Source organism: Bradyrhizobium monzae (genome assembly GCF_021458635.1).
GTDB lineage: Bacteria > Pseudomonadota > Alphaproteobacteria > Rhizobiales > Xanthobacteraceae > Bradyrhizobium.
On record NZ_JAIRDQ010000008.1, the window covers coordinates 95,281 to 121,554 of the forward strand.

At 64.3% G+C, this 26,274-nt stretch carries 24 protein-coding genes and 1 tRNA gene; 15 read left to right on the plus strand and 10 right to left on the minus strand.

The window, feature by feature from the left end; all coding sequences use genetic code 11:
* Positions 1-6 precede the first annotated feature (6 nt).
* From K3F49_RS26600 to K3F49_RS26635, 8 genes are all read right to left on the minus strand, one after another.
* Positions 7-3,162 carry an efflux RND transporter permease subunit gene (locus tag K3F49_RS26600; protein WP_234683878.1) on the minus strand — a complete coding sequence of 1,052 codons (3,156 nt, stop codon included), beginning with the start codon at positions 3,160-3,162 and terminating at the stop codon, positions 7-9.
* Positions 3,159-4,580 (minus strand): efflux RND transporter periplasmic adaptor subunit, encoded by a 1,422-nt coding sequence (locus K3F49_RS26605; RefSeq protein WP_234683879.1) that lies wholly within the window; start codon positions 4,578-4,580, stop codon positions 3,159-3,161. The genes K3F49_RS26600 and K3F49_RS26605 overlap by 4 nt, the downstream gene beginning before the upstream one ends.
* Positions 4,577-4,975 (minus strand): FixH family protein, encoded by a 399-nt coding sequence (locus tag K3F49_RS26610; protein WP_234683880.1) that lies wholly within the window; start codon positions 4,973-4,975, stop codon positions 4,577-4,579. The genes K3F49_RS26605 and K3F49_RS26610 overlap by 4 nt, the downstream gene beginning before the upstream one ends.
* A gap of 129 nt (positions 4,976-5,104) precedes the next feature.
* Complete coding sequence (locus K3F49_RS26615; RefSeq protein WP_234683881.1) at positions 5,105-5,527, minus strand: hypothetical protein; 423 nt, start codon at positions 5,525-5,527, stop codon at positions 5,105-5,107.
* Positions 5,528-5,650: 123 nt separating this feature from the next.
* A complete protein-coding gene (gene pepT, locus K3F49_RS26620) occupies positions 5,651-6,898 on the minus strand; it encodes a peptidase T (protein ID WP_234683882.1) in 1,248 nt (415 codons plus the stop codon).
* Positions 6,899-7,004: 106 nt separating this feature from the next.
* Complete coding sequence (locus tag K3F49_RS26625) at positions 7,005-7,304, minus strand: HU family DNA-binding protein (RefSeq protein WP_234683883.1); 300 nt, start codon at positions 7,302-7,304, stop codon at positions 7,005-7,007.
* A 246-nt stretch (positions 7,305-7,550) separates the two neighbouring features.
* Positions 7,551-7,627: transfer RNA gene (locus K3F49_RS26630), tRNA-Asp, on the minus strand.
* Positions 7,628-7,995: 368 nt separating this feature from the next.
* Positions 7,996-8,199 (minus strand): hypothetical protein, encoded by a 204-nt coding sequence (locus K3F49_RS26635; protein ID WP_148773714.1) that lies wholly within the window; start codon positions 8,197-8,199, stop codon positions 7,996-7,998.
* A gap of 262 nt (positions 8,200-8,461) precedes the next feature.
* On the opposite strand from K3F49_RS26635, the gene K3F49_RS26640 reads away from it, so the two are divergent.
* The gene (locus K3F49_RS26640) at positions 8,462-9,364 is read left to right on the plus strand and encodes an alpha/beta fold hydrolase (RefSeq protein ID WP_234683884.1); all 903 of its coding nucleotides are present in this window, start codon (positions 8,462-8,464) and stop codon (positions 9,362-9,364) included.
* Between the two features lie 5 nt (positions 9,365-9,369).
* Here K3F49_RS26640 and K3F49_RS26645 read toward each other — a convergent pair whose 3' ends face one another.
* Both K3F49_RS26645 and K3F49_RS26650 read right to left on the minus strand, forming a co-directional pair.
* The gene (locus K3F49_RS26645) at positions 9,370-10,662 is read right to left on the minus strand and encodes a spinster family MFS transporter (protein ID WP_234683885.1); all 1,293 of its coding nucleotides are present in this window, start codon (positions 10,660-10,662) and stop codon (positions 9,370-9,372) included.
* 62 nt (positions 10,663-10,724) lie between these two features.
* Positions 10,725-11,915 carry an aromatic ring-hydroxylating dioxygenase subunit alpha gene (locus K3F49_RS26650; RefSeq protein WP_234683886.1) on the minus strand — a complete coding sequence of 397 codons (1,191 nt, stop codon included), beginning with the start codon at positions 11,913-11,915 and terminating at the stop codon, positions 10,725-10,727.
* A gap of 180 nt (positions 11,916-12,095) precedes the next feature.
* Between K3F49_RS26650 and K3F49_RS26655 the strand changes: the two genes are divergently transcribed.
* The 14 genes from K3F49_RS26655 (at position 12,096) to nuoI (ending at position 26,272) form a co-directional block, all read left to right on the plus strand.
* Complete coding sequence (locus K3F49_RS26655) at positions 12,096-12,611, plus strand: MarR family winged helix-turn-helix transcriptional regulator (protein WP_234683887.1); 516 nt, start codon at positions 12,096-12,098, stop codon at positions 12,609-12,611.
* A 188-nt stretch (positions 12,612-12,799) separates the two neighbouring features.
* Complete coding sequence (locus tag K3F49_RS26660) at positions 12,800-15,073, plus strand: TonB-dependent siderophore receptor (RefSeq protein WP_234684098.1); 2,274 nt, start codon at positions 12,800-12,802, stop codon at positions 15,071-15,073.
* Positions 15,074-15,107: 34 nt separating this feature from the next.
* Complete coding sequence (locus K3F49_RS26665; protein ID WP_234683888.1) at positions 15,108-16,244, plus strand: PepSY-associated TM helix domain-containing protein; 1,137 nt, start codon at positions 15,108-15,110, stop codon at positions 16,242-16,244.
* Between the two features lie 478 nt (positions 16,245-16,722).
* Entirely contained in the window at positions 16,723-17,088 is a 366-nt protein-coding gene (locus tag K3F49_RS26670; protein WP_234683889.1) for an NADH-quinone oxidoreductase subunit A, read from the plus strand.
* Entirely contained in the window at positions 17,079-17,666 is a 588-nt protein-coding gene (locus K3F49_RS26675) for a NuoB/complex I 20 kDa subunit family protein (protein ID WP_234683890.1), read from the plus strand. The genes K3F49_RS26670 and K3F49_RS26675 overlap by 10 nt, the downstream gene beginning before the upstream one ends.
* A gap of 11 nt (positions 17,667-17,677) precedes the next feature.
* On the plus strand, positions 17,678-18,289 hold the full coding sequence (locus K3F49_RS26680) for an NADH-quinone oxidoreductase subunit C (protein WP_234683891.1): 612 nt from the start codon (positions 17,678-17,680) through the stop codon (positions 18,287-18,289).
* A gap of 2 nt (positions 18,290-18,291) precedes the next feature.
* On the plus strand, positions 18,292-19,488 hold the full coding sequence (locus K3F49_RS26685; protein WP_234683892.1) for an NADH-quinone oxidoreductase subunit D: 1,197 nt from the start codon (positions 18,292-18,294) through the stop codon (positions 19,486-19,488).
* Complete coding sequence (locus tag K3F49_RS26690; RefSeq protein ID WP_234683893.1) at positions 19,488-20,450, plus strand: FkbM family methyltransferase; 963 nt, start codon at positions 19,488-19,490, stop codon at positions 20,448-20,450. The genes K3F49_RS26685 and K3F49_RS26690 overlap by 1 nt, the downstream gene beginning before the upstream one ends.
* 10 nt (positions 20,451-20,460) lie before the next feature.
* Positions 20,461-21,072, plus strand: coding sequence for an NADH-quinone oxidoreductase subunit NuoE (nuoE, locus tag K3F49_RS26695; protein WP_027529885.1), 612 nt, complete (start codon positions 20,461-20,463; stop codon positions 21,070-21,072).
* Positions 21,072-21,275 (plus strand): hypothetical protein, encoded by a 204-nt coding sequence (locus K3F49_RS26700; protein WP_234683894.1) that lies wholly within the window; start codon positions 21,072-21,074, stop codon positions 21,273-21,275. The genes nuoE and K3F49_RS26700 overlap by 1 nt, the downstream gene beginning before the upstream one ends.
* A 15-nt stretch (positions 21,276-21,290) precedes the next feature.
* The gene (nuoF, locus tag K3F49_RS26705; RefSeq protein WP_014494861.1) at positions 21,291-22,616 is read left to right on the plus strand and encodes an NADH-quinone oxidoreductase subunit NuoF; all 1,326 of its coding nucleotides are present in this window, start codon (positions 21,291-21,293) and stop codon (positions 22,614-22,616) included.
* A gap of 5 nt (positions 22,617-22,621) precedes the next feature.
* Complete coding sequence (nuoG, locus tag K3F49_RS26710) at positions 22,622-24,697, plus strand: NADH-quinone oxidoreductase subunit NuoG (RefSeq protein WP_234683895.1); 2,076 nt, start codon at positions 22,622-22,624, stop codon at positions 24,695-24,697.
* A gap of 4 nt (positions 24,698-24,701) precedes the next feature.
* Positions 24,702-25,769, plus strand: coding sequence for an NADH-quinone oxidoreductase subunit NuoH (gene nuoH / locus K3F49_RS26715; RefSeq protein ID WP_234683896.1), 1,068 nt, complete (start codon positions 24,702-24,704; stop codon positions 25,767-25,769).
* A gap of 14 nt (positions 25,770-25,783) precedes the next feature.
* Positions 25,784-26,272, plus strand: coding sequence for an NADH-quinone oxidoreductase subunit NuoI (nuoI, locus tag K3F49_RS26720; protein WP_027529879.1), 489 nt, complete (start codon positions 25,784-25,786; stop codon positions 26,270-26,272).
* The last annotated feature ends 2 nt before the right edge of the window (positions 26,273-26,274 follow it).

The window sequence follows — 26,274 nt, forward strand, 5'->3', positions numbered from 1 at the left end:
GCGAGTTCATTCTGCAGCCCCGCGAAGCCTCGGCACGGCAGTGTCCCTGCTCACCCCCAGCCCAAACCCCTTCACGAGCCCGAAGATCGCGGGGATCACGATCAGCGTCAGCAAGGTCGAGGAGATCATGCCGCCGATCATCGGCAGGGCGATGCGCTGCATGATCTCCGAACCCGTGCCTGTGCTCCACATGATCGGCAGCAGGCCGGTCATGATCGCAACCACGGTCATCATCTTCGGGCGGACGCGTTCGACGGCGCCTTCCATGATGGCGGCGTTGAGGTCGTCGCGGCTGAGGGCGCGGCCGGCGCGTGCGCAGCGCGCGTTGGCTTCAGCGAGGGCCTGGTTGAGATAGATCAGCATCACCACGCCCGTTTCTGCCGCTACGCCTGCGAGCGCGATGAAGCCGACCGCAACCGCAACCGATAGGTTGAAGCCAAGCCACCACATCAGCCAGAGGCCGCCGACGAGGGCAAAAGGCAGCGACAGCATGACGATCGTGGTCTCGGTGACCGAGCGGAAGTTGAGATAGAGCAGCAGGAAGATGATCAGCAACGTCACCGGCACCACGATCTTCAGCCGTGCGGCGGCGCGCTCCAGATATTCGTATTGCCCGCTCCAGACCACATAGTAGCCCGGTGGGAACTGAATGCTTGCCTGCACCGCGCGCTGCGCGTCTGCAACGTAGCCCCCGAGATCGCGGTCGCGGATGTCGACATAGATGTAGGTGGCGAGCTGACCGTTCTCGGTGCGGATCGAGGTCGGTCCGCGCGCCGGCGTCACGCTTGCGACCTCGCCGAGCGGGACGGCTCCGCCCGACGGCATCGGCACCAGGACGTCGCCAGCGATTGCCTTGGGATTGTCGCGGAGGTCGCGCGGATAGCGCATGTTGACGGTGAAGCGCTGCCGGCCCTCCACGGTCGTGGTCACGGTCTGGCCGCCCAGCGCGGTCGCGATCGTGTCCTGCACGTCCTGGATCATGATGCCGTAGCGTGACAGCGCCTCGCGGTCCGGCGTGATTTCGAGGTAGTAGCCGCCGAGGCCACGCTCGGCATAGGCCGAGGAGGTGCCCGGCACGGCCTTCAGCACCTGCTCGACCTGCTTTGCGAGCTTGTCGATCCCGGCGAGATCCGTGCCCATGACCTTGACGCCAACGGGTGTGCGGATGCCGGTCGAGAGCATGTCGATGCGCGCCTTGATCGGCATGGTCCAGGCATTGGAAACACCGGGAAATTGCAGCGACTTGTCCATTTCGGCGATCAGGCTGTCGACCGTCACGCCCGCGCGCCACTCTTCCTTCGGCTTGAGATTGACGATGGTCTCGAACATCTCCGATGGGGCCGGGTCGGTTGCGGTCGCGGCGCGGCCGGCCTTGCCATACACAGATGAGACTTCAGGGAACGACCGGATGATGCGGTCCTGCGTCTGCATCAGCTCGGCGGCCTTGGTCACGGAAATGCCGGGCAGCGTCGTCGGCATGTAGAGCAGGGTGCCTTCATTCAGGTTCGGCATGAACTCGGTGCCGAGCCGCCCAGCCGGCCAGACCGAGGCGGCGAGCACGCCGAGCGCGAGCAGGATCACCATGATCCTGGCCCGCAGCACCGCAGCGATGACCGGGCGGTAGATCCAGATGAGGGCGCGGTTGATCGGGTTCTTGTGCTCCGGGATGATCCTGCCGCGCACGAAGATCACCATCAGCGCCGGCACCAGCGTGACCGACAGCAGCGCGGCTGCCGCCATGGCAAAAGTCTTGGTGAAGGCGAGCGGGCTGAACAGCCGCCCCTCCTGCGATTCCAGCGTGAAGATCGGCATGAACGACACAGTGACGACCAGGAGGCTGAAGAACAGGGCAGGGCCGACCTCGGCTGCGGCCTCGATCAGGATCTCCACCCGCGAACGGCCGGGCTCGGCGCGCTCGAGATGCTTGTGTGCGTTCTCAATCATGACGATTGCGGCGTCGATCATGGCGCCGATCGCGATCGCGATGCCGCCGAGACTCATGATGTTGGAGCCGATCCCGAGCAGCTTCATCGCGCCAAAGGCCATCAGTACGGCGACAGGAAGCATCAGGATGGCGACCAGCGCGCTGCGGACATGCAGCAGGAACACGATGCAGACGAGCGCCACCACGATGCTCTCCTCGAGCAGCGTGTGCCGGAGCGTATCGATCGCGGCGTAAATCAGGTTCGAGCGGTCGTAGACTGGAACGATCTCGACCGATTTCGGCAGGCTGCTCGCGATCTCCTTGAACCGCTTCTTGACGTTCTCGATCACATCGAGCGCGTTCACGCCGAAGCGCTGGAGCACGATTCCGCTTGCCACTTCGCCTTCGCCATTGAGTTCGGCAATGCCGCGCCGCTCGTCGGGCCCGAGCTCGACGCGGGCGACGTCGTGCAGCTTGACCGGCGTGCCGTTGTCGGCCTTCAGCACGATGTTGCCGAGGTCGTCGATGTTCCTCAGATAGCCCTTGCCGCGGATGACATATTCGAATTCGGAAAGCTCGACGGTGCGGCCGCCGACATCGGCATTGCTGGCACGGATGGCGTCGCGCATCTTTTGCATGGTGATGCCGAGATCGCGCATGCGCTGCGGATCGAGGATGACATTGTACTGCCTGACGAAGCCGCCGACGCTGGCGACCTCGGCCACGCCTTCCGCCTTCGCGAGCGCGAACTTCAGGTTCCAGTCCTGGATCGTCCGGGTCTCCGCAAGGTTCAGCTCCCTGGACATCACGGCGTATTGGTAGACCCATCCGACGCCGGTGGCGTCCGGGCCGATCGTGGGCGTGACGCCGGCGGGCAGCCGTGCGGCGGCGCCATTGAGGAATTCAAGCACGCGCGAGCGGGCCCAGTAGATGTCGGTGCCGTCCTCGAAGATGACGTAAACGAAGGAGACCCCGAAGAAGGAGAAGCCGCGCACCACCTTCGATTTCGGCACCGTCAGCATGGCGGTGGTGAGGGGGTAGGTGACCTGGTCTTCGATCACCTGGGGCGCCTGTCCCTGATATTCGGTGTAGACGATGACCTGGGTGTCGGAGAGATCCGGGATCGCGTCGAGCGGCAAATGCAGCAGGGCATAGAGCCCGGCCGCGGCGGCAAATCCGGCGCCGAACAGCACCAGCAGCAGGTTGCGGGCCGACCAGGCGATGATGCGCGCGATCATGGCTTGGCCCCCATCGCCTTGTCGCCGTCCTGCGTGGCGGCGGGTTCAGCAAAGCTTTTGAGGGCTGCCTTCAAATTGCTCTCCGCATCGATCAGGAAGTTGGCGGAGGTGACGACCGCCTCGCCCTCGGCAAGACCGTCTCGGATTTCGACATAGCCGCCGCCACGCCGGCCGAGCTTGACCTCGCGCGGCTCGAAGCGGCCCTGGCCCTTGTCGACGAGGACGGCCTGCCGGCTGCCGGTGTCGAGCACTGCGCTCTCAGTAACCGCGACGACCGATGCCGGATCGCCGGTATCGATCCTGGCATCGACATACATGTCGGGAAGCAGCGCAGAGTCGGGGTTGGCGAGCTCGATCCGCACGCGAGCGGTGCGCGTTTCCCTGTTCACCTGGGGATAGATGACGCTGATCCGGCCTTCGAACTCCCGGTCAGGATAGCTGCGCGCCCGCAGCTTCGCGGGCTGGCCGACGGCGATGCTGCCAAGGTCGCGTTCGGCAACGTCGACGGTGGCCCACACCAGCGCGATATCAGCGATGCGAAACAGCACGTCGCCGGGCTGTGCGCGCATGCCCTCGATCGCATTGCGCTGGAGCACGATGCCGTCGCGCGGGGACGACCATTGGATGGTGACCGGGGCCGTATGGCTTTTCTCCATCTCGGCAATGACGGGCTCGGGAACGTCGAGATTGACCAGGCGCTGCCGCGAACCGCGGCCATAGGGCTCGATGCTGGCCGTCGTCTTCGAGGTAATGGTCGCGAGATATTCGGCTGCTGCGGACGATATCGCGGAGCTGTAGATCTCCATCAGCTGCTGGCCTTTGGTCACGCGGCTGCCGGTAGTGACGTCTGCAACCTTCTGCACAAAGCTTTCGGTACGCATCGCGACAACCGAGACGCGGCGTTCGTCGAGCTGGATGGTGCCGGGCGCGCGGACCAGGGCGAGGATGCGGCGCAGCTCGGCGGGCTCGGATTTGACGCCAGTGCGCTGGATCTTGCCCGGCGAGAGCTTCACCGAGCCGTCGTCAGTGTCGTCGCCCTCGTAGACGGGAATGTAATCCATCCCCATCGAGTCCTTCTTCGGCGTCGGCGAGGTGTCGGGCAACCCCATCGGGTTGCGATAATATTTGACCTTGTGCTCGCCCTTGGGATTGGCCGCGTTCATCGCTGGGGGCTGGTCGGGCGCATCGGTGGCCGCCGGCACCGCGACATAGTCGCGACCGTCCTCCGTCTTTTTTGGCGTCGGCGAATAGAACGGCTTGCCGTCCGGATCCTGATAATACAGCGGAGCAGGCATCTCCGCTGCGTTCGCCACGGATGCGATGAGGTTGTGCGTCGGATGTGGATGACCGACGCACAGCGCGGTGCCTGCCGCAGCGATGATCGCAGCGGCAGTGCCGATGATGCGGTTGCGGGTCATTGCTCGGCCGTGACGACGAGCTTGTTCTCGACCGTGCCGGTTTGGCCCTGCACCTTGGCGCCAAGCGAAAGCTGCCAGCGCCCGGCCATGCCGAATGTGGCCTTGAAGAGGTAGGTGCCGGGCTCGGTGCCTGGCATCGGCGAGACCTTGGTGGCCATCTCCGGCATGCCGTCCGGCGTCATGTCGAGCCGGCTGGCGATGATCACCGCGTCGGGCACAGTCTTGCCGGAGGTCTTGTCGACCAGCCGCACCGTCAGGATGCGATCGGCGCCGGCCTTCACGGTCGGCTGAAGCAGCTGGAATTCGTAATTCTTGATTTCGGCGCGAGCGATACCCGCGAACGCGATGGCGATCAGCGCGGCCATGGCGGCGCGCGCGACGTTGGACATCTTCATGATTTCAATTCCTCGATGGTCTGATGGTGCCGTCTTGTCCGCACGCCATGGCAGGCGCTCAGCGCGACGACAGGCAACGACGTGCGCGTCGGGACCGACATGCACGCTGATCAGGCGCGTAAGCGCCGGTCAGACCGGAGTTCGAGGTGGATGGTCGGGCGGCCTGGCGCCGAGCCCGTCGATCAGAAGATCGTCGCTCAGCGCACGCGAATTTCGCCGGGCGTGACGCTCGATCAACGAAATGGCACCGGACGGGGCAGGGAGAGAGACGCTCAACAGGCACAGCGCCACGAACGGGCAGGACCCGCAATCATTGATCCCGGTTTGGCCGGGACAACAGGGCATGTCGTCAGCCATGGCCTGCGTGTCATCCGACATGGTCTGGATGTCGCCGGACATCGCCGCGGTGTCGTGAGGCATCACCGGCATATCGCGATGATGAGCGGCCTCCGAAGCAGATCTGGCCATCACAGGGGCCGCCAGCGGCGCGAGCAGAAGCCCGGACGCGACCAACAGCATGACGACAGCATTGATGAACCGTCTCAGGAGCATGCGCCCTTGTCGCACGTCACGGCGTAACCCGCAAACTGGCCCGCTATCACGATTTGGCCAGCTCGCAATCTCTATCCCCAGGACTCAAGATACCCAGGACTCAAGTCGTTGACGCCAGCCACCTTACGCCTTCTCCTCCCAGATCATGGCGAGGTGCACGATGGTCTGCACCGCCTTCTCCATGTCCTGCCGGCTCACCCATTCCAGACGCGAATGGAAGGCGTGCTCGCCTGCGAAAATGTTGGGGCAGGGCAGACCCATGAAGGAGAGGCGTGAGCCGTCGGTGCCGCCGCGGATCGCGGTACGCATCGGACGCAGGCCGGCGCGGCGGATCGCCTCGATGGCGTATTCGAGGATGTGCGGGTGACGGTCGATCACCTGCTTCATGTTGCGGTATTGCTCGCGGACCTCGAACCTGTAGGTCGAGCGCGGAAAATCCTTCATCACGTCCTTGACGATGCCCTCGAGCAGGACCTCCTTCTCCTTCAGCCCTTCCTCGGTGAAGTCGCGCACGATGAAGGAGAGCGTCGCCTGTTCCAGCGCGCCTTCGATGCCGACCGGATGCAGAAAACCTTGCTTGCCCGACGTCGTCTCGGGAGAACAGCCTTCCTTGGGCAGACGCTCGACGATGGCGGCCGCGATCTTGATCGCGTGCTCCATCTTGCCCTTGGCATAGCCGGGATGGGCGCTGACGCCCGTGATGGTGATGGTGGCACCGTCGGCCGAGAACGTTTCGTCCTCGACAGAGCCCGCGCTTTCGCCGTCCATGGTGTAGCCGAACTCGGCGCCCAGCTTCTTGATGTCGACATTGTCGACGCCGCGGCCGATCTCTTCATCCGGCGTGAACAGGATCTTGATGGTGCCGTGCTTCACATCGGGGTTGTTGATGAAGAAATGCGCGGCATCCATGATCTCGGCGACGCCGGCCTTGTTGTCGGCCCCGAGCAGCGTGGTGCCGTCGGTGGTGATGATGTCGTTGCCGATCTGGTTCTTCAGCGCGGGATGCTCGGCGAAGCGGATCACCTGGCTGGTGTCGCCCGGGAGGGTGATGTCGCCGCCGCGATAGTTCTTCACGATTTGCGGCTTCACATCCTTGCCGGTCACGTCGGGCGAGGTGTCCATGTGCGAGCAGAAGCAGATCACCGGCACCTTTTTGTCGGTGTTGGCCGGGATCGTGCCGTAGACGTAGCCGTAATCGTCGAGATGGGCGTCCGTGATGCCGATGGCCTTCAGTTCGGTGACGAGAACACGGCCGAGATCCTTCTGCTTCTCGGTCGACGGCGAGGCCGGGGAATTCGGATCGGACTGGGTGTCGATGGTGACGTAGCGCAGGAAGCGCTCGGTCACGGTATGCGCGAAGGTCAGGGACATGTCTGGTCAAACCGCCGGGTCTTTGGGGGGGAGCGGGCAGTATATCAGAAAAGCAGGCCACGTTGCGGCCGGAACGAGAGCGGATCAGGCTTAACGAAAAGTAGCCTCAGATCGCCTCTTTCAGTTCCTTGACCGGACGGAATGCGACCTTCTTGCTGGCCTTGATGTGGATCGGCTCCCCGGTGGCGGGATTGCGGCCGGTGCGGGCGGCGCGCTTGCGGACCTGGAGGATGCCGAGCCCGACGATGCGGACGCGGTCGCCCTTCTTGAGGTGCTTGGTGATCAGCTCGACCACATCGGTCAGAACGGCCTCGGCGTGCTTCTTCGAAAGGTCCTGGCTTTCCGCGATGTCGGCCGCGAGGTGCTTGAGCGTGATCGTGGCTGGAGCAGCTGCCTTCTTCGCCATGTCTGGCCTCCTCGGGTGTCGCGCGGAAGCCTGCCGGGCTCCCAAACTGCCAAGTTCCGGAAGGCCTAGACGATTCGGGATGGGACTGACTATGCCGGCCAGCGGAGGCGGGATTTTTGCGTGATTGTCAGGCAAATCCACGCGTTCCCGCCTGCCGCGGACGCCTGCAAGGCGCGAGAAGCGACTCGGGCGTCGTCAATCAGGCTGAGGATGGTCGGCTAAGTTTTTGAAGATATTGCCATAAAATGGCGCGAGAGACGGGGCTCGAACCCGCGACCTCCGGCGTGACAGGCCGGCGCTCTAACCAACTGAGCTACTCCCGCGTGACGCGTATGTGTCCGCGCGGAACGAGGGGGGACTTAAAGGGGGGACATGGTGAAGTCAAGGACGTTGCGTTGATGGAGCGCAAACGCCTGTTGGCGCGGGGCGGGAGCTTATCGCTACCGGCTCGGGATGTTCTCGCGCAAGCCCGCGCTGATCCAGCTCTCGGCTTGGGGGCGCCGGCCGACGCGGGCCTGAAGACCATCGACTATTTCTTTGCGGACCCGCTCGCGATTACGGAAGGAGCGCGGCCGCGCGGCACAGGCCGGTTGATTCAACCGCTTGGCCTGAACCCTTCAGAGATTGGCCAAAAGCAAAAGGCCGCCCCAAGGCGGCCATTGCGTCTCAAACCGGACCCTTTTTCCCGCAATCAGCGGACCGTCGAGGTGCCCGAGCTCGTGATCGCCACCGGCTTGCCGGCCTTGATCACGTGGGTGGACTGCGCGGTCTGGCTATAGTCGGCGTTGGTGCGGGCTGCGATCCCGAAGGCGGCCACTGCGATGCCGGCCACCAGCGCCACCACCACGATCTTCAGGTGGGTACCCCGATCTGCAGAGTGAATTGAGTGGTTCATCGAAAGCCTCCCGACGGGCTTTGGCGCCGTCTGTAGGCTGATGTCTTAAGGAGCATCTGTTTCCGGATCGTTTCGCGGGTTCCGTAAAATGGTTTCATCCGGCCATTTGGCGGGTTTCGCCATGGAACGGCTGAGGGGCCGCTGCGCGCGCGCCGGATGGGCTCTTACCTGCCGCGTAATCGCGGAGGCGATCCCGCCTTGCCATGATCGCTTCCATCGGCCGCGACCGATGGGCCGAGCGATCCGGCAAGGGAGAAGCACGATGAACCGTCGAACCGTCCTCGAAGCCACGTTGCTTGGAACCGCCTTTGGGGCGTCGGGCGGCACCGCGCCGGTGGCCGCAGCCGAGCACGCGCGATCGCCCTATGTGACCGCAAGGGATGGCACGAAACTGTTCGTGCAGGATTGGGGCAGCGGGCATCCTGTGCTGCTGCTGTCGGCCTGGACCTTCGATGCCAGCAGCTGGGGCAGCCAGATTGCAGCGCTCGACGCAAAAGGCTTCCGCTGCATTGCGCCTGACAGGCGCGGGCATGGCCGGTCCGAGATGCCGTCGTCGGGCTACGATCTGGACACGCTGACCGACGACGTCGCTGCCGTGATCGAGGCGCGCGACCTGCGCGACATCACGCTGGTTGGCTTCTCGATGGGAACGGCTGAGGCGGTGAACTATCTCGGCCGATACGGATCGGACCGGATCGCAAGGCTGGTGCTGGTCGCGCCGACGACGCCGTTCCTGCTCAAGACCGAGGACAATCCGGATGCGGTTCCGAAGGCGATGATTGAGGCTGACAATTCGGCCGTCGCACGCGACTTCGCAAAATGGATCGCGGCGAACGAAGCGCCGTTCTTCACCCCGGACACGCCCGAGATCACGCGGACCTGGATCCGCGAGATGATGCTGAGCGTGCCGCTCCCGGTGGCGCTGGCGTGCCGCAAGGCCATCGCGTTCGCCGATCTGCGCGCCGCTGCCGCCAGGATCGATCGGCCGACGCTGATCCTCCATGGCGACAAGGATGCCAGCGCGCCGCTGCCATTGACGGGCGCCAAGACCGCGAAGCTGATCAAGGGCAGCAAGCTGATTGTCTACGAAGGCGCGCCGCATCCGCTGCCGCTGACGCACAGCGAGCGGCTGATTGCGGACATGCTCGCCTTCATGGGCGCCTGAGCGAGCTAACTCGCCCGCTTGATGTCGGCGCGGATGGTGCGCGCCGCCCAGACGAACAGCAGGGCGCCGAGCGTAGTCGTGACCGCTGCCGAGAGCAGGGAATAGCGCACGGCGTCGGCGCCGTAGCTGCCCTTCAGCGCGTCGTTGACCACACCGACCGCGAGCGGGCCGACGCCCTGGCCGAAGCAGGTTGCGGTGAGCGCGATCAGTGCGGAGGCGAGCGCGCGCATGCTGGGCTTCGCCACCGTCTGCGCGATCGCAAAGATCGGCCCGAGATGGAAGCCGACCAGGAACGAGGTCAGCGCCAGCAGCGCGACCATCATCGCAAAGTCGTGCGTCAGCATGCAGAGCGCAAAGACGGGACCGGCGAGGCCCGAGGTGATCGCCGGCGCCCACAGCTTCCAGCGGTCGTCGCGGCGGCTGATATTGGCAACCACGAAGCCGCCGAGCAGGGTGCCGGCCATGCCGGCGAGCCCCTTGAATGTGCCGGCATAGGTGCCGATCTCGGCGCTCGACAGATGGTGCACGCGCGCCAGGAACGGCGGGATCCAGGCCGCCGTCGCATAGTTCGTGTAGGTGGTGAGGCAGAAGCCGATCAGCACAATCATGAAGCTTTGCTGGGAGGCGAGGAAGCGCAGCGTCGGCCCGAGCGGCTCGGGCACGAAGGTTTCCTGCATCGCGCCGCGCTTCGGCTCCGAGATCGTCAGCCACAGGATCAGCGCCAGCAGTATGCCCGGCACGCCCGCGACATAGAAAGCCATCCGCCAGCCATAGTGCTGGTTGACATAGCCACCGACGAAATAGCCGAGGAAGACGCCGAGATAGGTGCCGATGGCGTAGATGCCGAGCGCGCGCGGGCGCTCGTTCTTGGCAAAGAGATCGGCGACGATCGACTGCGAGGCGGGGGAGCCGGCGGATTCGCCGATGCCGACGCCGATCCTCGCAAAGGCCAGCGCGGTGACGCTCGAGGCCATGCCGCACAGCGCCGTCATCGCGCTCCAGAATGCAAACGCAAGCGCCACGATGTTGCGGCGGTTGAGCCGGTCGGCGACGCGCGCGATGGGAATGCCGAGCAGGGAATAGAACAGCGCGAAGCCGAAGCCCGCGAGCAGGCCCATCATGGTGTCGCTGAGCGAAAACTCCTTCTTGATCGGCTCGATCAGGACGTTGAAGATCGTGCGGTCGAGGAAGTTCAGCGCGTAGATGATCGTGAGCAGGCCCAGCACATAATAGCGCCGCGCCGTGGGCTTCTCCGCGGCGGCCGTTTGCACCGGCACCTGTGATGTCACATCGACCATCGCTTCCCCCAATTTGTCTTTGTTATCTTTATGAGCCTCGTCCGATCATATCGGACGAGGCTCTACCCCTCGCGAATGTAGTTCCCCGCTTCGAACTCGACCAGCGGCGCGCTAGCGTCGAATGAGACACCAATGGGGTCGCGGCCCGCTTCCATCGCTTCGAGCTGGTCGCCCAGCATGCGCCGGATCAACAGGATGCCGCGATCGCTCTGGCCGAAATGCTCCTCGGAATGCACCGTCACCGGACCTTGGCCGACTTGGGCCTCGTAATCGCCGGGGAATTGCTGGTGCTCCTGCTCCGTCATGTCCCACCAGAATTTTCCGTTGAACTTCGAGCGCATGCGACCGATGTCGCCGGAATTCTTGACGCGGCCGGCGACGTAGATGCGGAACGAGGTGTCGTCGATCGGCAGCGTCCAGCCGATCGATTCGACGCGAGCGAACTGCGCCACGCGCGGGTTTGGCACGACGCGCAGAGTGGGGAGGGCTGCTTCAGTGACACGGTAAAACACGCGGCCGTCATCCTGCTTGCGGATCGAGCGCACGGCGATGCCGCGGGGTGTCTTGTCGAACTTCACCTCCGGCATCGAGGCCATCATGTTGGTGAACTGCGGCCCCGAGAACGAGCCGTGCAGCACCGGCACGTGGTAGGGATCGACCACGTTCTCGAAATGCTGCAGCCAGTTGCAGGGGATGACCGCAGGCCCGCCGCCGCCGATCGAGGAATCGTCGGCCTCGACGAACTCACCGTCGTCCATGTTTTCGAGGCACTCGTAGCGCGGCAGCACCGGGCGTTTTTCGGCCGGGCCCATATAGGCGAAGATCAACCCGTAGCGCTCCTCGACCGGATACCAGGGCTGCCGCACCTTGTCCTTGAACTGGCCGCCGTCGGGCTCGCAGGGCTGTTCCAGGCAATGGCCCTCGGTGTCGAACTTCCAGCCGTGATAGCAGCAGCGGATGCCGTCCTCTTCGACCTTGCCATAATAGAGCGTCGTGCCGCGGTGGCAGCAGCGGGCGTGGAGGAGGCCGACGCGACCATGCTTGTCGCGAAACAGGATCAAATCCTCGCCGAGCGCGCGCACTTTCTTCGGCGTGTCGGTGGCGTCGCTGGTCAAGCCGACCGGATGCCAATAGCGGCGCAGCAATTCGCCCATCGGCGTGCCGCGCACGACCGAGGTGAGCTCGGTGCGCGTATGCGCCGGCTTCATCGCATAGGCCGTGCCGAGATCGCGATCCCGCTGGGTGATCGTCATGCTTGTTCCTCCCGCCGCTGACCTTGATGGCCGGGTCGCCTTGTGTTGACCCAGTGAAAAATAATTCGATGACAATGTCAACGATCTTCCTGAGTGCCTCTATAATTGCATTTGGATCAGGTTGGGGAGGTTGCGCTACCAAGGCTTGGCACGTCCTGGCTTTCTTGGCAGAGGTGAACCATGAGCCAGACATCGAGCACGGACGGGCGCGAATCGTCCGAAACGGACGACAACCACTCGCCGGCGCCGATCACCGTCATGCTGTCATCGCGGCTGATGGTGCTCGCCAACCTGCTCAAGCGCGGTGCCATCCTGCGCTACAAGCGCCTCGCCGGGTTGTCCTCGGTCGAGTTCGGTCTGGTTGCCTCGCTCGGCCGGCGACCGCCGATGAGCGTCGCCCGGCTCGCCGAAGCCGTCGGCCAGGACAAGGGCCAGATCAGCCGTGCGTTGGCCGAGTTGGTCTCGCGCAAGCTGATCGCGAAGTCGGCAAATCCGAAAGACAGCCGCGAGGTGTTGGTGTCGCTGACGCCTGCGGGGCTCTCCGCGCATGATGCGATCGTCGAGGGGGCCCAGGAGCGCAACCGGATGCTGCTCGAGCAATTGAGCAAGGACGAGTTGGAGACATTGCTCGCGCAGATCGATCGTCTCACCGCGACTGCGGAAGCGATGCTCGAAGCCGAGAAGGTTTCGCGTTGATCGCGCAGCAATCTCGCGGAAATATTCGAGTGCTTCTAAGAGCCTCTCTAAGAGATGTTCTAAGAGCCTTTCAATTAGGGAAACCGCGCTCTCTCACATAAGCGTCGCCTGAAACGCGTGCCGTTGGGGGAACAACGGCATGACGCATCAGACACACATGTTGGGGTGGCGCGTTGAACAGTCTTCGTATGCTGCGGTCGGCCATCTTGGCGACCGCGTCCGTTTTGGTTTTGATGCCGCGGCCATCGCTCGCACAATCGTCCGCGCAAAGCGGCGCGCAGAGCCTGCCGCCGGTGAATGTGGCTGCACCTGAGCAGCGCCGCCGCGCAGCGGTTCGCGCACCGCGCCGGACGCAGGGCCCCGTGCAAACAGCCAACAGCCGGACACCTCGGCCGCAGCGCAACGTCGGCGTTGTCGAGACGCCGCGCGGCCCGGTGCAGGGCTACGTCGCTCATCGCAGCTCGTCCGGCACCAAGACCAACACGCCGATCATGGAGACGCCGCAGTCGGTGTCGGTGATCGGGGCCGAGCAGATCCGCGACCAGAAGCCGAACAAGCTCGACGAAGTCCTGCGCTACACCGCCGGCGTGCGCGCCGGCACCTTTGGCGCCGACACCCGCAACGATTGGTGGCTGATCCGCGGCTTCAAGTCCGACGACGTCGGGCTGTTCCTCGACGGCATGCAGCTGTTCTACACGTCCTATGCGAGCTGGAAGCTGCAGCCGCCGAACATGGAGCGCGTCGAGGTGCTGCGCGGTCCGTCGGCCGTGCTCTATGGCGGATCGAGCCCGAGCGGCATCGTCAACGTCATCAGCAAGATGCCGCCGACCGAGCCGGTCCGCTATATCGAGACCGGTGTCAACAATTTCGGCAACGCCTATGTCGGCTTCGATGTCGGCGGTCCCGTCGCGACGCAGCCCCGAGATGGCAAACAGGACGGCAAGCTGTTCTACCGCGTCGTCGGCCAGGTCCAGAACGGCAACACGCAGGTCAACTTCACGCCGGACAACAATTACTTCATCGCGCCGTCCTTCACCTGGAAGCCGGACGCCGACACCACCTTCACCGTGCTGGCTTCGGCTTCGAAGCAGGACACCCGCGGCATCAACTTCCTGCCCTATCAGGGCACGGTGACCAACGCCCCGTTCGGCAAGATCCCGACCAGCTTCTTCGTCGGCGATCCCAACGTCGACAAGTTCACGCGCGAGCAGGAAATGCTCGGCTATCAGTTCGAGCGCAATCTCACCGACGACCTCACGTTCCGCCAGAATGCGCGGTTCGCGCATATCGACCTGACCTATCGCGGTTTCGTCGGCAACGGCTGGGATAATATCAACACGGCCACGATGGGCCGCTACAACTGGTATGCGAAGAACACCGCCAATCAGGCCAATCTCGACAACCAGCTTGAGTACCGCTTCAACACCGGTCCGGTGAAGCACACGATGCTGTTCGGGATCGATCTGAAGGGCTATCAGATCGACGACTATCAGGCGTTCAACTTCGGCACGGTGCCGCCGATCAACGTGTTCAATCCTGCCTATGGCCTCGACATTCCGCTGACGGGCGCGCCGTTCCGCAACTTCCTGCTCACGCAGAAGCAGGCCGGCACCTACATTCAGGACCAGATGAAGCTTGGCAACTTCACGCTGGTGCTGAGTGGTCGCAATGACTGGGTCGCGACGACGCAAGCCGCCCGCGACACCGGCGCAAATATTGCCCAACGTGATGACAGCAGGTTCAGTGGGCGGGCCGGGCTGATCTACAATTTCGACAATGGCATCGCGCCCTACGTCTCCTACGCGACGAGCTACAATCCGATCATCGGCCTCAATGCGTCGAACCAGCTATTCCTGCCGGAGACCGGCCAGCAGGCCGAAATCGGCGTGAAGGTCGCGCCGAAGGGATTTGACGGCTATTTCACCGCGTCGCTGTTCGATTTGAAGCGGCAGAACGTGCCGACAACCGCGGTCACCGCCGACGCAGCCGGCAATTTCCTGCAGAATCAGACCGGCGAGGTGACCTCGCGCGGCATCGAGCTCGAGGCGGTGGCCAACGCCACCAAGGAGCTGAAGCTGATCGGTGCCTTCACGTCGTATCATCTCTTCACCAGCAAGGACCTCGATCAGTCCCTGATCGGCAAGACGCCGACCAACACGCCGGAGATGCTGATCTCGGGCTGGGCTGACTACACCTTCAAGGACGGGCCGCTGGAGGGATTCGGGTTTGGCGGGGGCGTGCGTTATGTCGGCTCGTCCTGGGCCGACGCCGCCAATACGCTCGAGGTTCCCGCGGTGGTGCTCGGCGATCTCGCGGTCCACTACGAATGGCAGAACTGGCGCACCGCCATCAACGTGCTCAATCTGACCGACAAGATCTACGTCGCGAGTTGCGCTTCGGCGTCGTCCTGCTTCTACGGCGACCGTCGCCGCGTCACCGCCAGCGTCTCCTACAAATGGTGAGGCGAATGGTAGGGATCGGCGAGGGGAGGGTTTTGTGAAGGCGCGCACGGTCAGGCTCTGGTCCGTGGTCCACACCTGGACCAGCCTGGTCTCGACCTTGTTCCTGTTGTTGCTCTGCCTGACCGGTCTGCCGCTGATCTTCCATCACGAGATCGATGAGCTCCTGGGCTACGCCCCCCAGCCCGAAGCTCATGCGAGCGCGGCGCGCGCGACGCCCCAAGTCGTCGCCGACGCCGCGCTCGCCGCCGATCCCGGCCGCGTCCTGCAATATGTGTCCTGGGACAAGGACGAGCCCGGACTGGTGACGGCCTTCACCAACAGCGCCCCTGACGCTGCGCCCGACGGCACGACCGTGCGTGCCTTCGACGCCGTTTCGGCCAAGCTGCTCGGGCCGGTCGGCGTCGGGCCGATGCTGATCGTGCTCAAGCTGCACACCGACATGTTCGCAGGCCAAACCGGAAAGCTGTTTCTCGGCGCGATGGGGTTGCTGTTTGCGGTCGCCATCGTCTCCGGCGTGGTGCTGTACTGGCCGTTCACCCGCCGCCAGCGCTTTGCCACCATCCGTGACAGTGCCGCGCGCCGCGTCCGCTGGCTCGACTGGCACAATCTGATCGGCGCGGTGACGGTGGCCTGGGCGCTGGTGGTGGGCTTGACCGGCGTCGTCAACACCTGGGCCGAGCTGATGCTCAACCAGTGGAAGGCGACCGAGCTCGCCAGCATGGTCGCGCCCTATGCCGGCAAGCCGCCGCCTATGCATCTCGCCTCGCTCGACGATGTCGTCGCGCGCGCGAAGCAGGCGGCACCGGGCATGGAGGTCGCCTTCATCGCATTCCCGGGCACGCCGTTCACATCCTCGCACCATTTCGCCGCCTTCATGCGCGGCGACACGGTCCTGACGGCGCGGTTGCTGAAGCCCGTGCTGCTCGACGGCGAAACCGGGGAGGTCGCCGATGCCCGCGCGCTGCCGCTCTATCTCCAGGCGCTCCTGATCTCGCAGCCGCTGCATTTCGGCGATTATGGCGGGATGCCGCTGAAAATGATCTGGGCCGCGCTCGACGGGCTCACTATCGTTGTGATCGGCAGCGGCCTCTATCTCTGGGTGGCGCGGCGGCGCAAGCGGGCTCCTGCCAAAGCCGACGCATTCGCCAGACGAGCCCCGGTCCCGTCGTGATGCATGGCTCCTCTGACCGCGCGCGCCTGTGGATACGTGTCTTTGCTGCACCTGGTCTGCTAGCCACCGCGACCATTACAGGTCTGATGGCTGCGTTGCTGTGGGGAACAGTCGGGCAGTATGTCGCCTGGGTGACAGTCGGGGCGCCGATCGCGGTCGTTGCCTGGGTTTGGGTGCGCCGCCGCAGCCAAAAGGCCGGGCCATTTTTGCCGACAAAGCGCGGCAAATAGCCGGCGCGGCCCGTGCGCCGCAATCTCAGACCTGCTACCCTGCAAAACTATGGCCGCCCTTGTCGGGTTCGGCGATCTGCTCCATACCAGCCGCGGGGTGATTCCGGGATTTTCACCGGTCTGGGAGCAGCAAAGGGCCTAAAAAGAGCGTGTCTTGCGCCCATTGGTGCACTGCGCTAAGGCTCAGAATAATTCCAAATCGGACGAATCCGTGGCTGTCCCGAGGCTGCGGGAAAAGAGGCTCGTCAATGAGCGGCATTCTAGAGAACTATCTTCCACTCGTCGTCTTTATAGGGGTAGCGGCCCTCATCGGCCTGGTGTTGCTGATCGCGCCCTTCATCGTGGCGTTTCAGCAGCCCGATCCGGAAAAGCTGTCGGCGTATGAGTGCGGTTTCAACGCCTTCGACGACGCGCGCATGAAGTTCGACGTCCGCTTCTATCTGGTCGCCATCCTCTTCATCATCTTCGACCTCGAGGTGGCGTTCCTGTTCCCCTGGGCAGTGGCGTTCGGCAAGCTTGGCGCGACCGGCTTCTGGTCCATGCTGGTGTTCCTCGCCGTGCTGACGGTGGGCTTCGCCTATGAATGGAAGAAAGGCGCACTCGAATGGGATTGAACCCTGTGTCGTCCGCTGGCCCGGCGATCGCGCCGGCTCCCAAGGGCATTCTGGATCCGTCGACCGGCCGGCCGGTCGGGGCCAATGATCCGTTCTTCCTCGAGGTCAACCACGAGCTGTCCGACAAGGGCTTCTTCGTGGCCGCGACCGACGATCTCATCACCTGGGCCCGTACCGGCTCGCTGATGTGGATGACCTTCGGTCTCGCCTGCTGCGCGGTCGAGATGATGCAGGTGTCGATGCCGCGCTACGACGTCGAGCGCTTCGGCTTCGCGCCGCGTGCCTCGCCGCGCCAGTCCGACGTGATGATCGTCGCGGGCACGCTGACCAACAAGATGGCGCCGGCTTTGCGCAAGGTCTACGACCAGATGCCCGAGCCGCGCTACGTCATCTCGATGGGCTCCTGCGCCAATGGCGGCGGCTATTATCACTATTCCTACTCGGTCGTGCGCGGCTGCGACCGCATCGTGCCGATCGACATCTACGTGCCGGGCTGCCCGCCCACGGCGGAAGCGCTGCTCTACGGCGTGCTGCTGCTGCAGAAGAAGATCCGCCGCACCGGCACCATCGAACGCTAAGGTTTTACGTCATGGACGACGCCAAGCTCGACGCCCTGGGGCAGACGATCGTGAGCGCGCTTCCGGGCGCCGCCATCGGCCATTCGGTGGCCTTCAACCAGCTCACGGTTGATGTCGAGGCCAGCAAGATCGTCGAGGTGGTCAAGTACCTCCGCGACGATCCCAACTGCCGCTTCATCAGCTTCACCGACATCACGGCTGCGGACTATCCGTCGCGCGAAAAGCGCTTCGACGTCATCTATCACTTCCTGTCACCGACCCTGAACACGCGGATCCGGCTCAAGGCTCAGGCCGACGAGACCACGCAGGTGCCGTCGCTGATCGAGGTGTTCCCCGGCGCCGACTGGTTCGAGCGCGAGGCCTACGACCTCTACGGCGTGTTCTTCGTCGGCCACCCCGATATGCGGCGGCTTCTGACCGATTACGGTTTCGAGGGCCATCCGCTGCGCAAGGACTTTCCGACCACCGGTTTCCTCGAGGTCCGCTACGACGACCAGGAGAAGCGCGTGGTGTACGAGCCGGTCCGGCTCAACCAGGAATTCCGCAAGTTCGATTTCCTCTCGCCGTGGGAAGGGGCGGACTATCCGCTTCCCGGTGACGAGAAGGCGGGACCGAAGGTCTGACCATGAACGAGCAACCCGAACAGCTTCGCAACTTTACGATCAACTTCGGACCGCAGCATCCGGCGGCGCATGGCGTTCTTCGTCTTGTGCTTGAATTGGACGGTGAGATTGTCGCCCGCGTCGACCCGCACATTGGTCTCCTGCACCGCGGCACCGAAAAGCTGATCGAGCAGAAGACCTATCTGCAGGCGATCCCTTATTTCGACCGGCTCGACTACGTCGCGCCGATGAACCAGGAGCACGCCTTCTGCCTCGCGGCCGAAAGGCTGCTCGGCATCGAGGTGCCGCGCCGCGGCCAGCTGATCCGCGTGCTCTATTGCGAGATCGGCCGCATCCTGTCTCACCTTCTCAACGTCACCACGCAGGCGATGGACGTCGGCGCGCTGACCCCGCCGCTGTGGGGTTTCGAAGAGCGCGAGAAGCTGATGGTGTTCTACGAGCGCGCCTCGGGCAGCCGCATGCACGCAGCCTTCTTCCGCGTCGGCGGCGTGCATCAGGACCTGCCGCAGAAGCTGGTGGACGACATCGAGGCCTGGTGCGATCCGTTCCTGAAAGTGGTCGAGGATCTCGACCGCCTGCTCACCGCCAACCGCATCTTCAAGCAGCGCAACGTCGACATCGGCGTGGTGCCGCTGAAGGAGGCCTGGGAGTGGGGCTTTTCGGGCGTGATGGTGCGCGGCTCGGGCGCGGCCTGGGACCTGCGCAAGTCGCAGCCCTATGAGTGCTACGCCGAGATGGATTTCGACATTCCGATCGGCAAGAACGGCGACTGCTACGACCGCTATCTGATCCGCATGGAAGAGATGCGCCAGTCCGTGCGCATCATGAAGCAGTGCATCCAGAAGCTGAATGCGCCGGACGGCAAGGGCCCCGTCGTCGTCGAAGACAACAAGGTCGCGCCGCCGCGCCGTGGCGAGATGAAGCGCTCGATGGAAGCGCTCATCCACCACTTCAAGCTCTACACCGAAGGCGTTCACGTGCCGGCCGGCGAAATCTATGCCGCCGTCGAGGCGCCCAAGGGCGAGTTCGGCGTCTATCTGATCTCCGACGGCACCAACAAGCCCTACAAGTGCAAGATCCGCGCGCCGGGCTTTGCCCATCTGCAGGCGATGGACCACATCTGCCGCGGCCATCTGCTCGCCGACGTCTCGGCCATTCTCGGCTCGCTCGACATCGTGTTCGGAGAGGTCGATCGGTGATGGCGCAGGCGCCAATCCAGTTTGACCGCGCCTCGGGGGCCCTTGAAGGGGCCAACCTGTGGGAGCGGACGGCTGCCTTGGCGCTGGTGACGGGATCGAAGATCTCGTCGCATTTCTCGCATATGGGTTACATCGCCTGCGCGAATTTGCTGCGGAAAACGCTGCCCGAGCGCAACATCGCGATCAAGCTCAACCCGGACGCGTTGTTCGAATTCCCTTACGGCGACGGCTACTGGAGCAAGCTGCTCAACCGCTCATACAGCTACGAGGACGAGCTGGAGCTGTTGTTCGCCGACTCCATCGACGTCGACTACACCTTGCTCGATTGCGGCGCCAATTACGGCTACTGGTCGGTGCTGGTCTCGAGCAAGCCGTTCGGCTCCCACAAGTCGATCGCGATCGAGCCGTCGGGCCAGAACTATCCGAAGCTCGCGAATAACGCCCGCATCAACGGCAATCGCTTCGAGACCCTGAAATGCGCGATCGGCGCGGCGCGCGGCATCGCGCGTTTGTCAGGCACCAAGCACGAGGCCTTCAGCATCGCCGGCGCTCCGTCGCACGGCGGCGAGGACGTGCCCGTTCTCGCGCTGGACAACCTCATCGACGACGGCAGGGTCGCGGTTAACGGCAAATATCTGATCAAGCTCGACGTCGAAGGCGTCGAGATCGAGGCGATCAAGGGCGGCGCCAGGCTGCTCCAGACCGACAGCGTCATCATGTGCGAGGAGCACGGCAGCGACCGCACGCACGCGGTGTCGCGCTACATCCTCGAACAGACCCCGATGAAGCTGATCGTGCTCGATCCGCGCACCAACCGGCTGGAGACCGTGACCGAGCTGTCGATCCTCGATCGCATCAAGGTCTCGACCCACGTCGGCTACAACGTTTTCGGCACCGCAAGCGCATTCTGGCAGGACAGGATCAATGCCCTGAATGCGAAAACCGCGCGCCGCATGCAGTGAGAGATAAGACATGTCCGTTCGCCGATTAGCACCGAAGGAAGTCCAGCCCGCGAGCTTTGCGTTCACGGACGAGAACCTTGCCTTCGCCAAGCAGCAGATCGCGAAATATCCGGCCGGCCGGCAAGCTTCCGCCGTCATCGCCATTCTCTGGCGCGTTCAGGAACAGCACGAGGGCTGGGTCTCGGAAGCCGCGATCCGCGCCGTCGCCGACCTGCTCGACATGCCCTACATCCGCGTGCTCGAGGTCGCGACCTTCTACACGATGTTCCAGCTCGCCCCGGTCGGCAAGAAGGCCCACGTCCAGGTCTGCGGCACCACGCCGTGCCGCCTGCGCGGCGCCGAGGACCTGATCCATGTCTGCGAGAGCCGCATCCATCACGATCCCTTCCATCTCTCCAAGGACGGCAATTTCAGCTGGGAAGAGGTCGAGTGCCTCGGTGCCTGCGTGAACGCGCCGATGGTGCTGATCGGCAAGGACACTTATGAGGACCTGACCAAGGAGACCTTCGGCAAGGTGCTCGACGGTTTTGCCTCGGGCAATCCGCCGAAGCCCGGTCCGCAGAACGGCCGCCAGTTCTCCGCGCCGGCGGGCGGGCCGACCACGCTGAAGGAGACCTCCTGATGGGTCTTCCGTCTCAGGCGAACCGGGGGAGCGAAGCCGTGAACAAATGGCGCTTCGTTGCCATGCATGCCGCGCTCGCGGCCGCCTTCATGTTCCTGCTGCAGCGCTTCGTGATGAACGCGACGCAGGAAAACAGTCTGCTCTGGGCGCTGACCTTCGCCGTCTGCGCCGCCGGGCTTGCCTACAAGCAGGCCAATCGTTGATCGGAAAGCACTGATATGCTCGAGGACAAGGACCGCATCTTCAAGAACCTCTACGGCCTCCATGATTGGGGGCTCGAGGGTGCGCGGCGCCGCGGCGCCTGGGATGGTACGAAAAATATCATCGACAAGGGTCGCGACTGGATCATCAACGAGATGAAGGCGTCGGGCCTGCGCGGCCGCGGCGGCGCCGGCTTCCCGACCGGTCTGAAGTGGTCCTTCATGCCGAAGGAATCGACCGACGGTCGTCCGAGCTACCTCGTCGTCAACGCCGACGAATCCGAGCCCGGCACCTGCAAGGATCGCGAGATCATGCGGCACGATCCGCATCTCCTGATCGAGGGCTGCCTGATCGCGAGCTGCGCGATGAACGCGCACGCCTGCTACATCTATGTCCGCGGCGAGTTCATCCGCGAGCGCGAGCATCTCCAGGCCGCGATCGACCAGGCCTATGAGGCCAAACTGGTCGGCAAGGACAACGTCAACGGCTGGCCGTTCGACATCTATGTCGCGCACGGTGCCGGTGCCTACATCTGCGGCGAAGAGACCGCGCTGCTCGAAAGCCTCGAAGGCAAGAAGGGCCAGCCGCGCCTGAAGCCGCCGTTCCCGGCCAATGTCGGCCTGTTCGGCTGCCCGACCACCGTCAACAACGTCGAGTCGATCGCGGTTGCGCCGGACATCCTGCGCCGTGGCGCCGCCTGGTTCGCCGGCATCGGCCGTCCGAACAATGTCGGCACAAAGCTGTTCTGCATCTCCGGCCATGTCGAGCGGCCCTGCAACGTCGAAGAGGCCATGGGCATTCCATTCCGTGAGCTGATCGAGAAGCATTGCGGCGGCATCCGCGGCGGCTGGGACAACCTCAAGGCCGTGATCCCCGGCGGCTCCTCGGTGCGCATGGTGCCGGCGGAGCAGATCATCGACACGCCGATGGATTTCGACAGCTTGAGCAAGCTGCGCTCGGGCCTCGGCACCGCGGCCGTGATCGTGATGGACAAGTCGACCGACCTGATCCGTTCGATCGCCCGCATCTCCTATTTCTACAAGCATGAGAGCTGCGGCCAGTGCACGCCGTGCCGCGAGGGCACCGGCTGGATGTGGCGCGTGCTCACCCGCATGGCCGATGGCCGCGCCCACAAGCGCGAAATCGACATGCTGCTCGAAGTGACAAAGCAGGTCGAAGGCCACACCATCTGCGCGCTCGGTGACGCAGCCGCCTGGCCGATCCAGGGCCTGATCGCGCATTTCCGTCACGAGATCGAAGCGCGCATCGACCAGTATTCGCACAAGGCCGACATTGACGATATCGGCGTCCGCGATCCCGTGAACATGGTCGCGGCGGAGTAAGAGACATGACCAAGCTCATCATCGACGGCAAAGAGATCGATGTCCCCGCCGAGTACACGCTGCTTCAGGCGTGCGAGGCGGCCGGCGCCGAGATTCCGCGCTTCTGCTATCACGAGCGGCTGTCGATCGCCGGCAATTGCCGGATGTGCCTCGTCGAGGTGAAGGGCGGCCCGAAGCCGGTCGCGAGCTGCGCCTGGGGCGTGCGCGACTGCCGTCCGGGCCCGAAGGGCGAGCCGCCGGAAATCTCCACGCGTTCGCCGATGGTGAAGAAGGCGCGCGAAGGCGTGATGGAATTCCTTCTGATCAACCATCCGCTGGACTGCCCGATCTGCGACCAGGGCGGCGAGTGCGATCTGCAGGACCAGGCGATGGGCTATGGTGTCGACACCAGCCGCTTCGCCGAGAACAAGCGCGCCGTCGAGGACAAATATCTCGGCGCGCTGGTCAAGACCTCGATGAACCGCTGCATCCAGTGCACGCGCTGCGTCCGCTTCTCGGCGGAGGTCGCCGGCGCGCCCGAGATGGGCGCCACGGGGCGCGGCGAGGACATGGAAATCACGACCTATCTCGAGCACGCGCTGACGTCGGAGCTGCAGGGCAACCTCGTCGACATCTGCCCGGTCGGTGCGCTGACCTCGAAACCTTATGCCTTCGCGGCGCGTCCGTGGGAGCTCGGCAAGACCCAGTCCATCGACGTGATGGACGGCGTGGGATCTGCGATCCGCGTCGACACCCGCGGCCGTGAGGTGATGCGCGTGCTGCCGCGCATCAACGAGGCCGTGAACGAGGAGTGGATCTCCGACAAGACCCGCCACATCGTCGACGGCCTGCGCACCCAGCGCCTCGACCGGCCCTATATCCGCGAGGCGGGCAAGCTGCGTGCGGCGACCTGGCAGGAAGCGTTCGCGGCGATCGCTTCGAAGGCGGCTCGTACCGACGGCAAGCGCATCGGCGCGATCGCGGGCGATCTCGCCGGCGTCGAAGAGATGTTCGCGATGAAGGATCTGCTGGCAAAATTCGGCTCGGCCAATCTGGCGGTACAGGGCGGCGACGCCTTCGATCCCGCGCTCGGCCGCGGCTCCTACATCTTCAATCCGACGCTCGCGGGCGTCGAGCAGGCGGATGCGCTGCTCATCGTCGGCGCCAATCCGCGCAAGGAAGCGGCCGTGTTCAACGCCCGCATCCGCAAGCGCTGGCGCGCCGGCGGCTTCAAGGTCGGCGTGATCGGCGCCAAGGCCGACCTCACCTATGATTACGACCATCTCGGCGCGGGCACCGAGACGCTCGGCGAGCTCGCGGCCGGCAAGCACTCTTTCATGGACGTGCTGAAGAACGCCAAGAACCCGATCATCCTGGTCGGCGCGGGCGCAGCCTCGCGTCACGACGGCGCCGCCATTCTCGCAGCCGCCGCCAAGCTCGCGCTCGACGTCGGTGCGGTGAAGGACGGCTGGAACGGTTTTGCCGTGTTGCACGAGAGTGCTTCGCGCGTCGGCGCGCTCGACATCGGCTTTGTCGCCGGTGCGGGCGGGCTGAACGCCGCGCAGATGACGACCTTCGGCACGCTCGACCTGCTGTTCCTGCTCGGCGCCGACGAGATCAAGGCGCCGGACGGCACCTTCGTTGTCTACATCGGCACCCATGGCGACCGCGGTGCGCATCGCGCCGACGTGATCCTGCCGGCCGCCGCCTACACCGAGAAGTCCGCGATCTACGTCAACACCGAAGGCCGCGTGCAGATGACCGGCCGTGCCGCGTTCCCGCCGGGCGAAGCCCGCGAGGACTGGGCGATCATCCGCGCGCTCTCGGAAGCGCTCGGCAAGAAGCTCGGCTACGACTCGCTTGCCGCGCTGCGCCAGGCGATCTTCAAGGCCGTGCCGCATCTGATCCGTCTCGACCAGATCGAGGCGGGCGCAGCCGACCAGATCAAGAAGCTGGCGGGGAGGGGCGGCTCGCCGGAGAAGGCGCCGTTCAAGGCAGCGATCGAGGACTTCTATTTGACCAACCCAATCGCGCGTGCGTCCGCCGTGATGGCGGAATGCTCGCGGCTTGCCTCCGGGCAGATGCTGACCGCAGCGGAGTGAGCCAATGGAATTTTTCGCAAGCGCGTTCTGGACCGGCTTCCTCTGGCCGTTGATCATCATGATCGCGGAGAGCGTCATGGTGCTCGTCATCCTGCTGGTCGCGATCGCCTACATCCTGCTCGCCGACCGCAAGATCTGGGCGGCGGTGCAGATCCGCCGGGGTCCGAACGTGGTCGGCCCCTGGGGCCTGTTCCAGTCCTTCGCCGACCTGCTGAAGTTCGTGCTGAAGGAGCCGATCATTCCGGCGGGCGCCAACAAGGGCGTGTTCCTCCTTGCGCCGCTGGTCTCGTGCGTGCTCGCGCTCGCCGCCTGGGCGGTGATCCCGACCAATCTCGGCTGGGTGATCTCCGACATCAATGTCGGCATCCTCTTCATCTTCGCGATCTCGTCGCTGTCGATCTACGGCATCATCATGGCCGGCTGGTCGTCGAACTCGAAGTACCCGTTCCTGGCGGCGCTGCGCTCGGCGGCGCAGATGGTGTCCTACGAAGTCTCGATCGGCTTCGTCATCATCACGGTGCTGCTCTGCGCCGGCACACTGAACCTGTCGGCCGTGGTCGAAGCCCAGCATGCCCGCGGCCTCGCCAGTCTGATCGGGCTGCCGCAGCTCACTATCCTGAACTGGTACGTCTGGCCGCTGTTCCCGATGTTCGTGGTGTTCTACGTCTCGGCGCTGGCGGAAACCAACCGTCCGCCCTTCGACCTCGTCGAAGCGGAATCCGAGCTGGTTGCCGGCTTCATGGTCGAATACGGCTCGACGCCGTATCTGCTGTTCATGCTCGGCGAGTACGTCGCGATCGTCACGATGTGCGCGATGGCGACAATCCTGTTCCTCGGAGGCTGGCTGCCGCCGGTGGACCTGCCGCCCTTCAACTGGGTGCCGGGGATCATCTGGTTCTCGCTCAAAGTCTTCTTCATGTTCTTCCTGTTCGCGATGGCAAAGGCGATCGTGCCGCGCTACCGCTACGACCAATTGATGCGCCTCGGCTGGAAGGTGTTCCTGCCGCTGTCTCTGGCGATGGTGGTCGTGGTGGCGGGCGTGCTCCAGTTCGCCGGCATCGCGCCGAAGTGAGGGCTGTCATGGGTATCAACATCAACGCCACTGCACGCTCGCTTTTGCTGTCGGAATTCGTCTCGGCGTTCTTCCTCGCCATGCGCTATTTCTTCCAGCCGAAGCCGACGCTGAACTATCCCTTCGAGAAGGGCCCAATCTCGCCGCGCTTCCGCGGTGAGCATGCGCTGCGCCGCTATCCGAACGGCGAAGAGCGCTGCATCGCCTGCAAGCTGTGCGAAGCGATTTGCCCGGCGCAGGCCATCACCATCGAGGCCGGTCCACGCCGCAACGACGGCACCCGCCGCACCGTGCGCTACGACATCGACATGGTGAAGTGCATCTATTGCGGCCTCTGCCAGGAGGCCTGCCCGGTCGACGCCATCGTCGAAGGTCCGAACTTCGAGTTCGCGACCGAGACCCGCGAGGAACTGTTCTATGACAAGGCCAAGCTGCTCGCCAATGGCGACCGCTGGGAACGCGAGATCGCCAAGGCGATCGAGCTCGATGCGCCTTACCGGTGAGA

What these genes read in the sequence shown, in the direction of transcription:
- K3F49_RS26690 (WP_234683893.1), top strand. Translation starts at nt 19,488, where the DNA reads ATGGCGCAGGCGCCAATCCAGTTTGACCGCGCCTCGGGGGCCCTTGAA.
- K3F49_RS26655 (WP_234683887.1), top strand. Translation starts at nt 12,096, where the DNA reads ATGAGCCAGACATCGAGCACGGACGGGCGCGAATCGTCCGAAACGGAC.
- nuoH (WP_234683896.1), top strand. Translation starts at nt 24,702, where the DNA reads ATGGAATTTTTCGCAAGCGCGTTCTGGACCGGCTTCCTCTGGCCGTTG.
- K3F49_RS26685 (WP_234683892.1), top strand. Translation starts at nt 18,292, where the DNA reads ATGAACGAGCAACCCGAACAGCTTCGCAACTTTACGATCAACTTCGGA.
- K3F49_RS26635 (WP_148773714.1), bottom strand. Translation starts at nt 8,199, where the DNA reads ATGAACCACTCAATTCACTCTGCAGATCGGGGTACCCACCTGAAGATC.
- K3F49_RS26640 (WP_234683884.1), top strand. Translation starts at nt 8,462, where the DNA reads ATGAACCGTCGAACCGTCCTCGAAGCCACGTTGCTTGGAACCGCCTTT.
- nuoE (WP_027529885.1), top strand. Translation starts at nt 20,461, where the DNA reads ATGTCCGTTCGCCGATTAGCACCGAAGGAAGTCCAGCCCGCGAGCTTT.
- K3F49_RS26675 (WP_234683890.1), top strand. Translation starts at nt 17,079, where the DNA reads ATGGGATTGAACCCTGTGTCGTCCGCTGGCCCGGCGATCGCGCCGGCT.
- K3F49_RS26670 (WP_234683889.1), top strand. Translation starts at nt 16,723, where the DNA reads ATGAGCGGCATTCTAGAGAACTATCTTCCACTCGTCGTCTTTATAGGG.
- K3F49_RS26700 (WP_234683894.1), top strand. Translation starts at nt 21,072, where the DNA reads ATGGGTCTTCCGTCTCAGGCGAACCGGGGGAGCGAAGCCGTGAACAAA.
- K3F49_RS26645 (WP_234683885.1), bottom strand. Translation starts at nt 10,662, where the DNA reads ATGGTCGATGTGACATCACAGGTGCCGGTGCAAACGGCCGCCGCGGAG.
- K3F49_RS26660 (WP_234684098.1), top strand. Translation starts at nt 12,800, where the DNA reads ATGCTGCGGTCGGCCATCTTGGCGACCGCGTCCGTTTTGGTTTTGATG.
- K3F49_RS26610 (WP_234683880.1), bottom strand. Translation starts at nt 4,975, where the DNA reads ATGAAGATGTCCAACGTCGCGCGCGCCGCCATGGCCGCGCTGATCGCC.
- nuoF (WP_014494861.1), top strand. Translation starts at nt 21,291, where the DNA reads ATGCTCGAGGACAAGGACCGCATCTTCAAGAACCTCTACGGCCTCCAT.
- nuoG (WP_234683895.1), top strand. Translation starts at nt 22,622, where the DNA reads ATGACCAAGCTCATCATCGACGGCAAAGAGATCGATGTCCCCGCCGAG.
- K3F49_RS26600 (WP_234683878.1), bottom strand. Translation starts at nt 3,162, where the DNA reads ATGATCGCGCGCATCATCGCCTGGTCGGCCCGCAACCTGCTGCTGGTG.
- K3F49_RS26650 (WP_234683886.1), bottom strand. Translation starts at nt 11,915, where the DNA reads ATGACGATCACCCAGCGGGATCGCGATCTCGGCACGGCCTATGCGATG.
- pepT (WP_234683882.1), bottom strand. Translation starts at nt 6,898, where the DNA reads ATGTCCCTGACCTTCGCGCATACCGTGACCGAGCGCTTCCTGCGCTAC.
- K3F49_RS26615 (WP_234683881.1), bottom strand. Translation starts at nt 5,527, where the DNA reads ATGCTCCTGAGACGGTTCATCAATGCTGTCGTCATGCTGTTGGTCGCG.
- K3F49_RS26680 (WP_234683891.1), top strand. Translation starts at nt 17,678, where the DNA reads ATGGACGACGCCAAGCTCGACGCCCTGGGGCAGACGATCGTGAGCGCG.
- K3F49_RS26605 (WP_234683879.1), bottom strand. Translation starts at nt 4,580, where the DNA reads ATGACCCGCAACCGCATCATCGGCACTGCCGCTGCGATCATCGCTGCG.
- K3F49_RS26625 (WP_234683883.1), bottom strand. Translation starts at nt 7,304, where the DNA reads ATGGCGAAGAAGGCAGCTGCTCCAGCCACGATCACGCTCAAGCACCTC.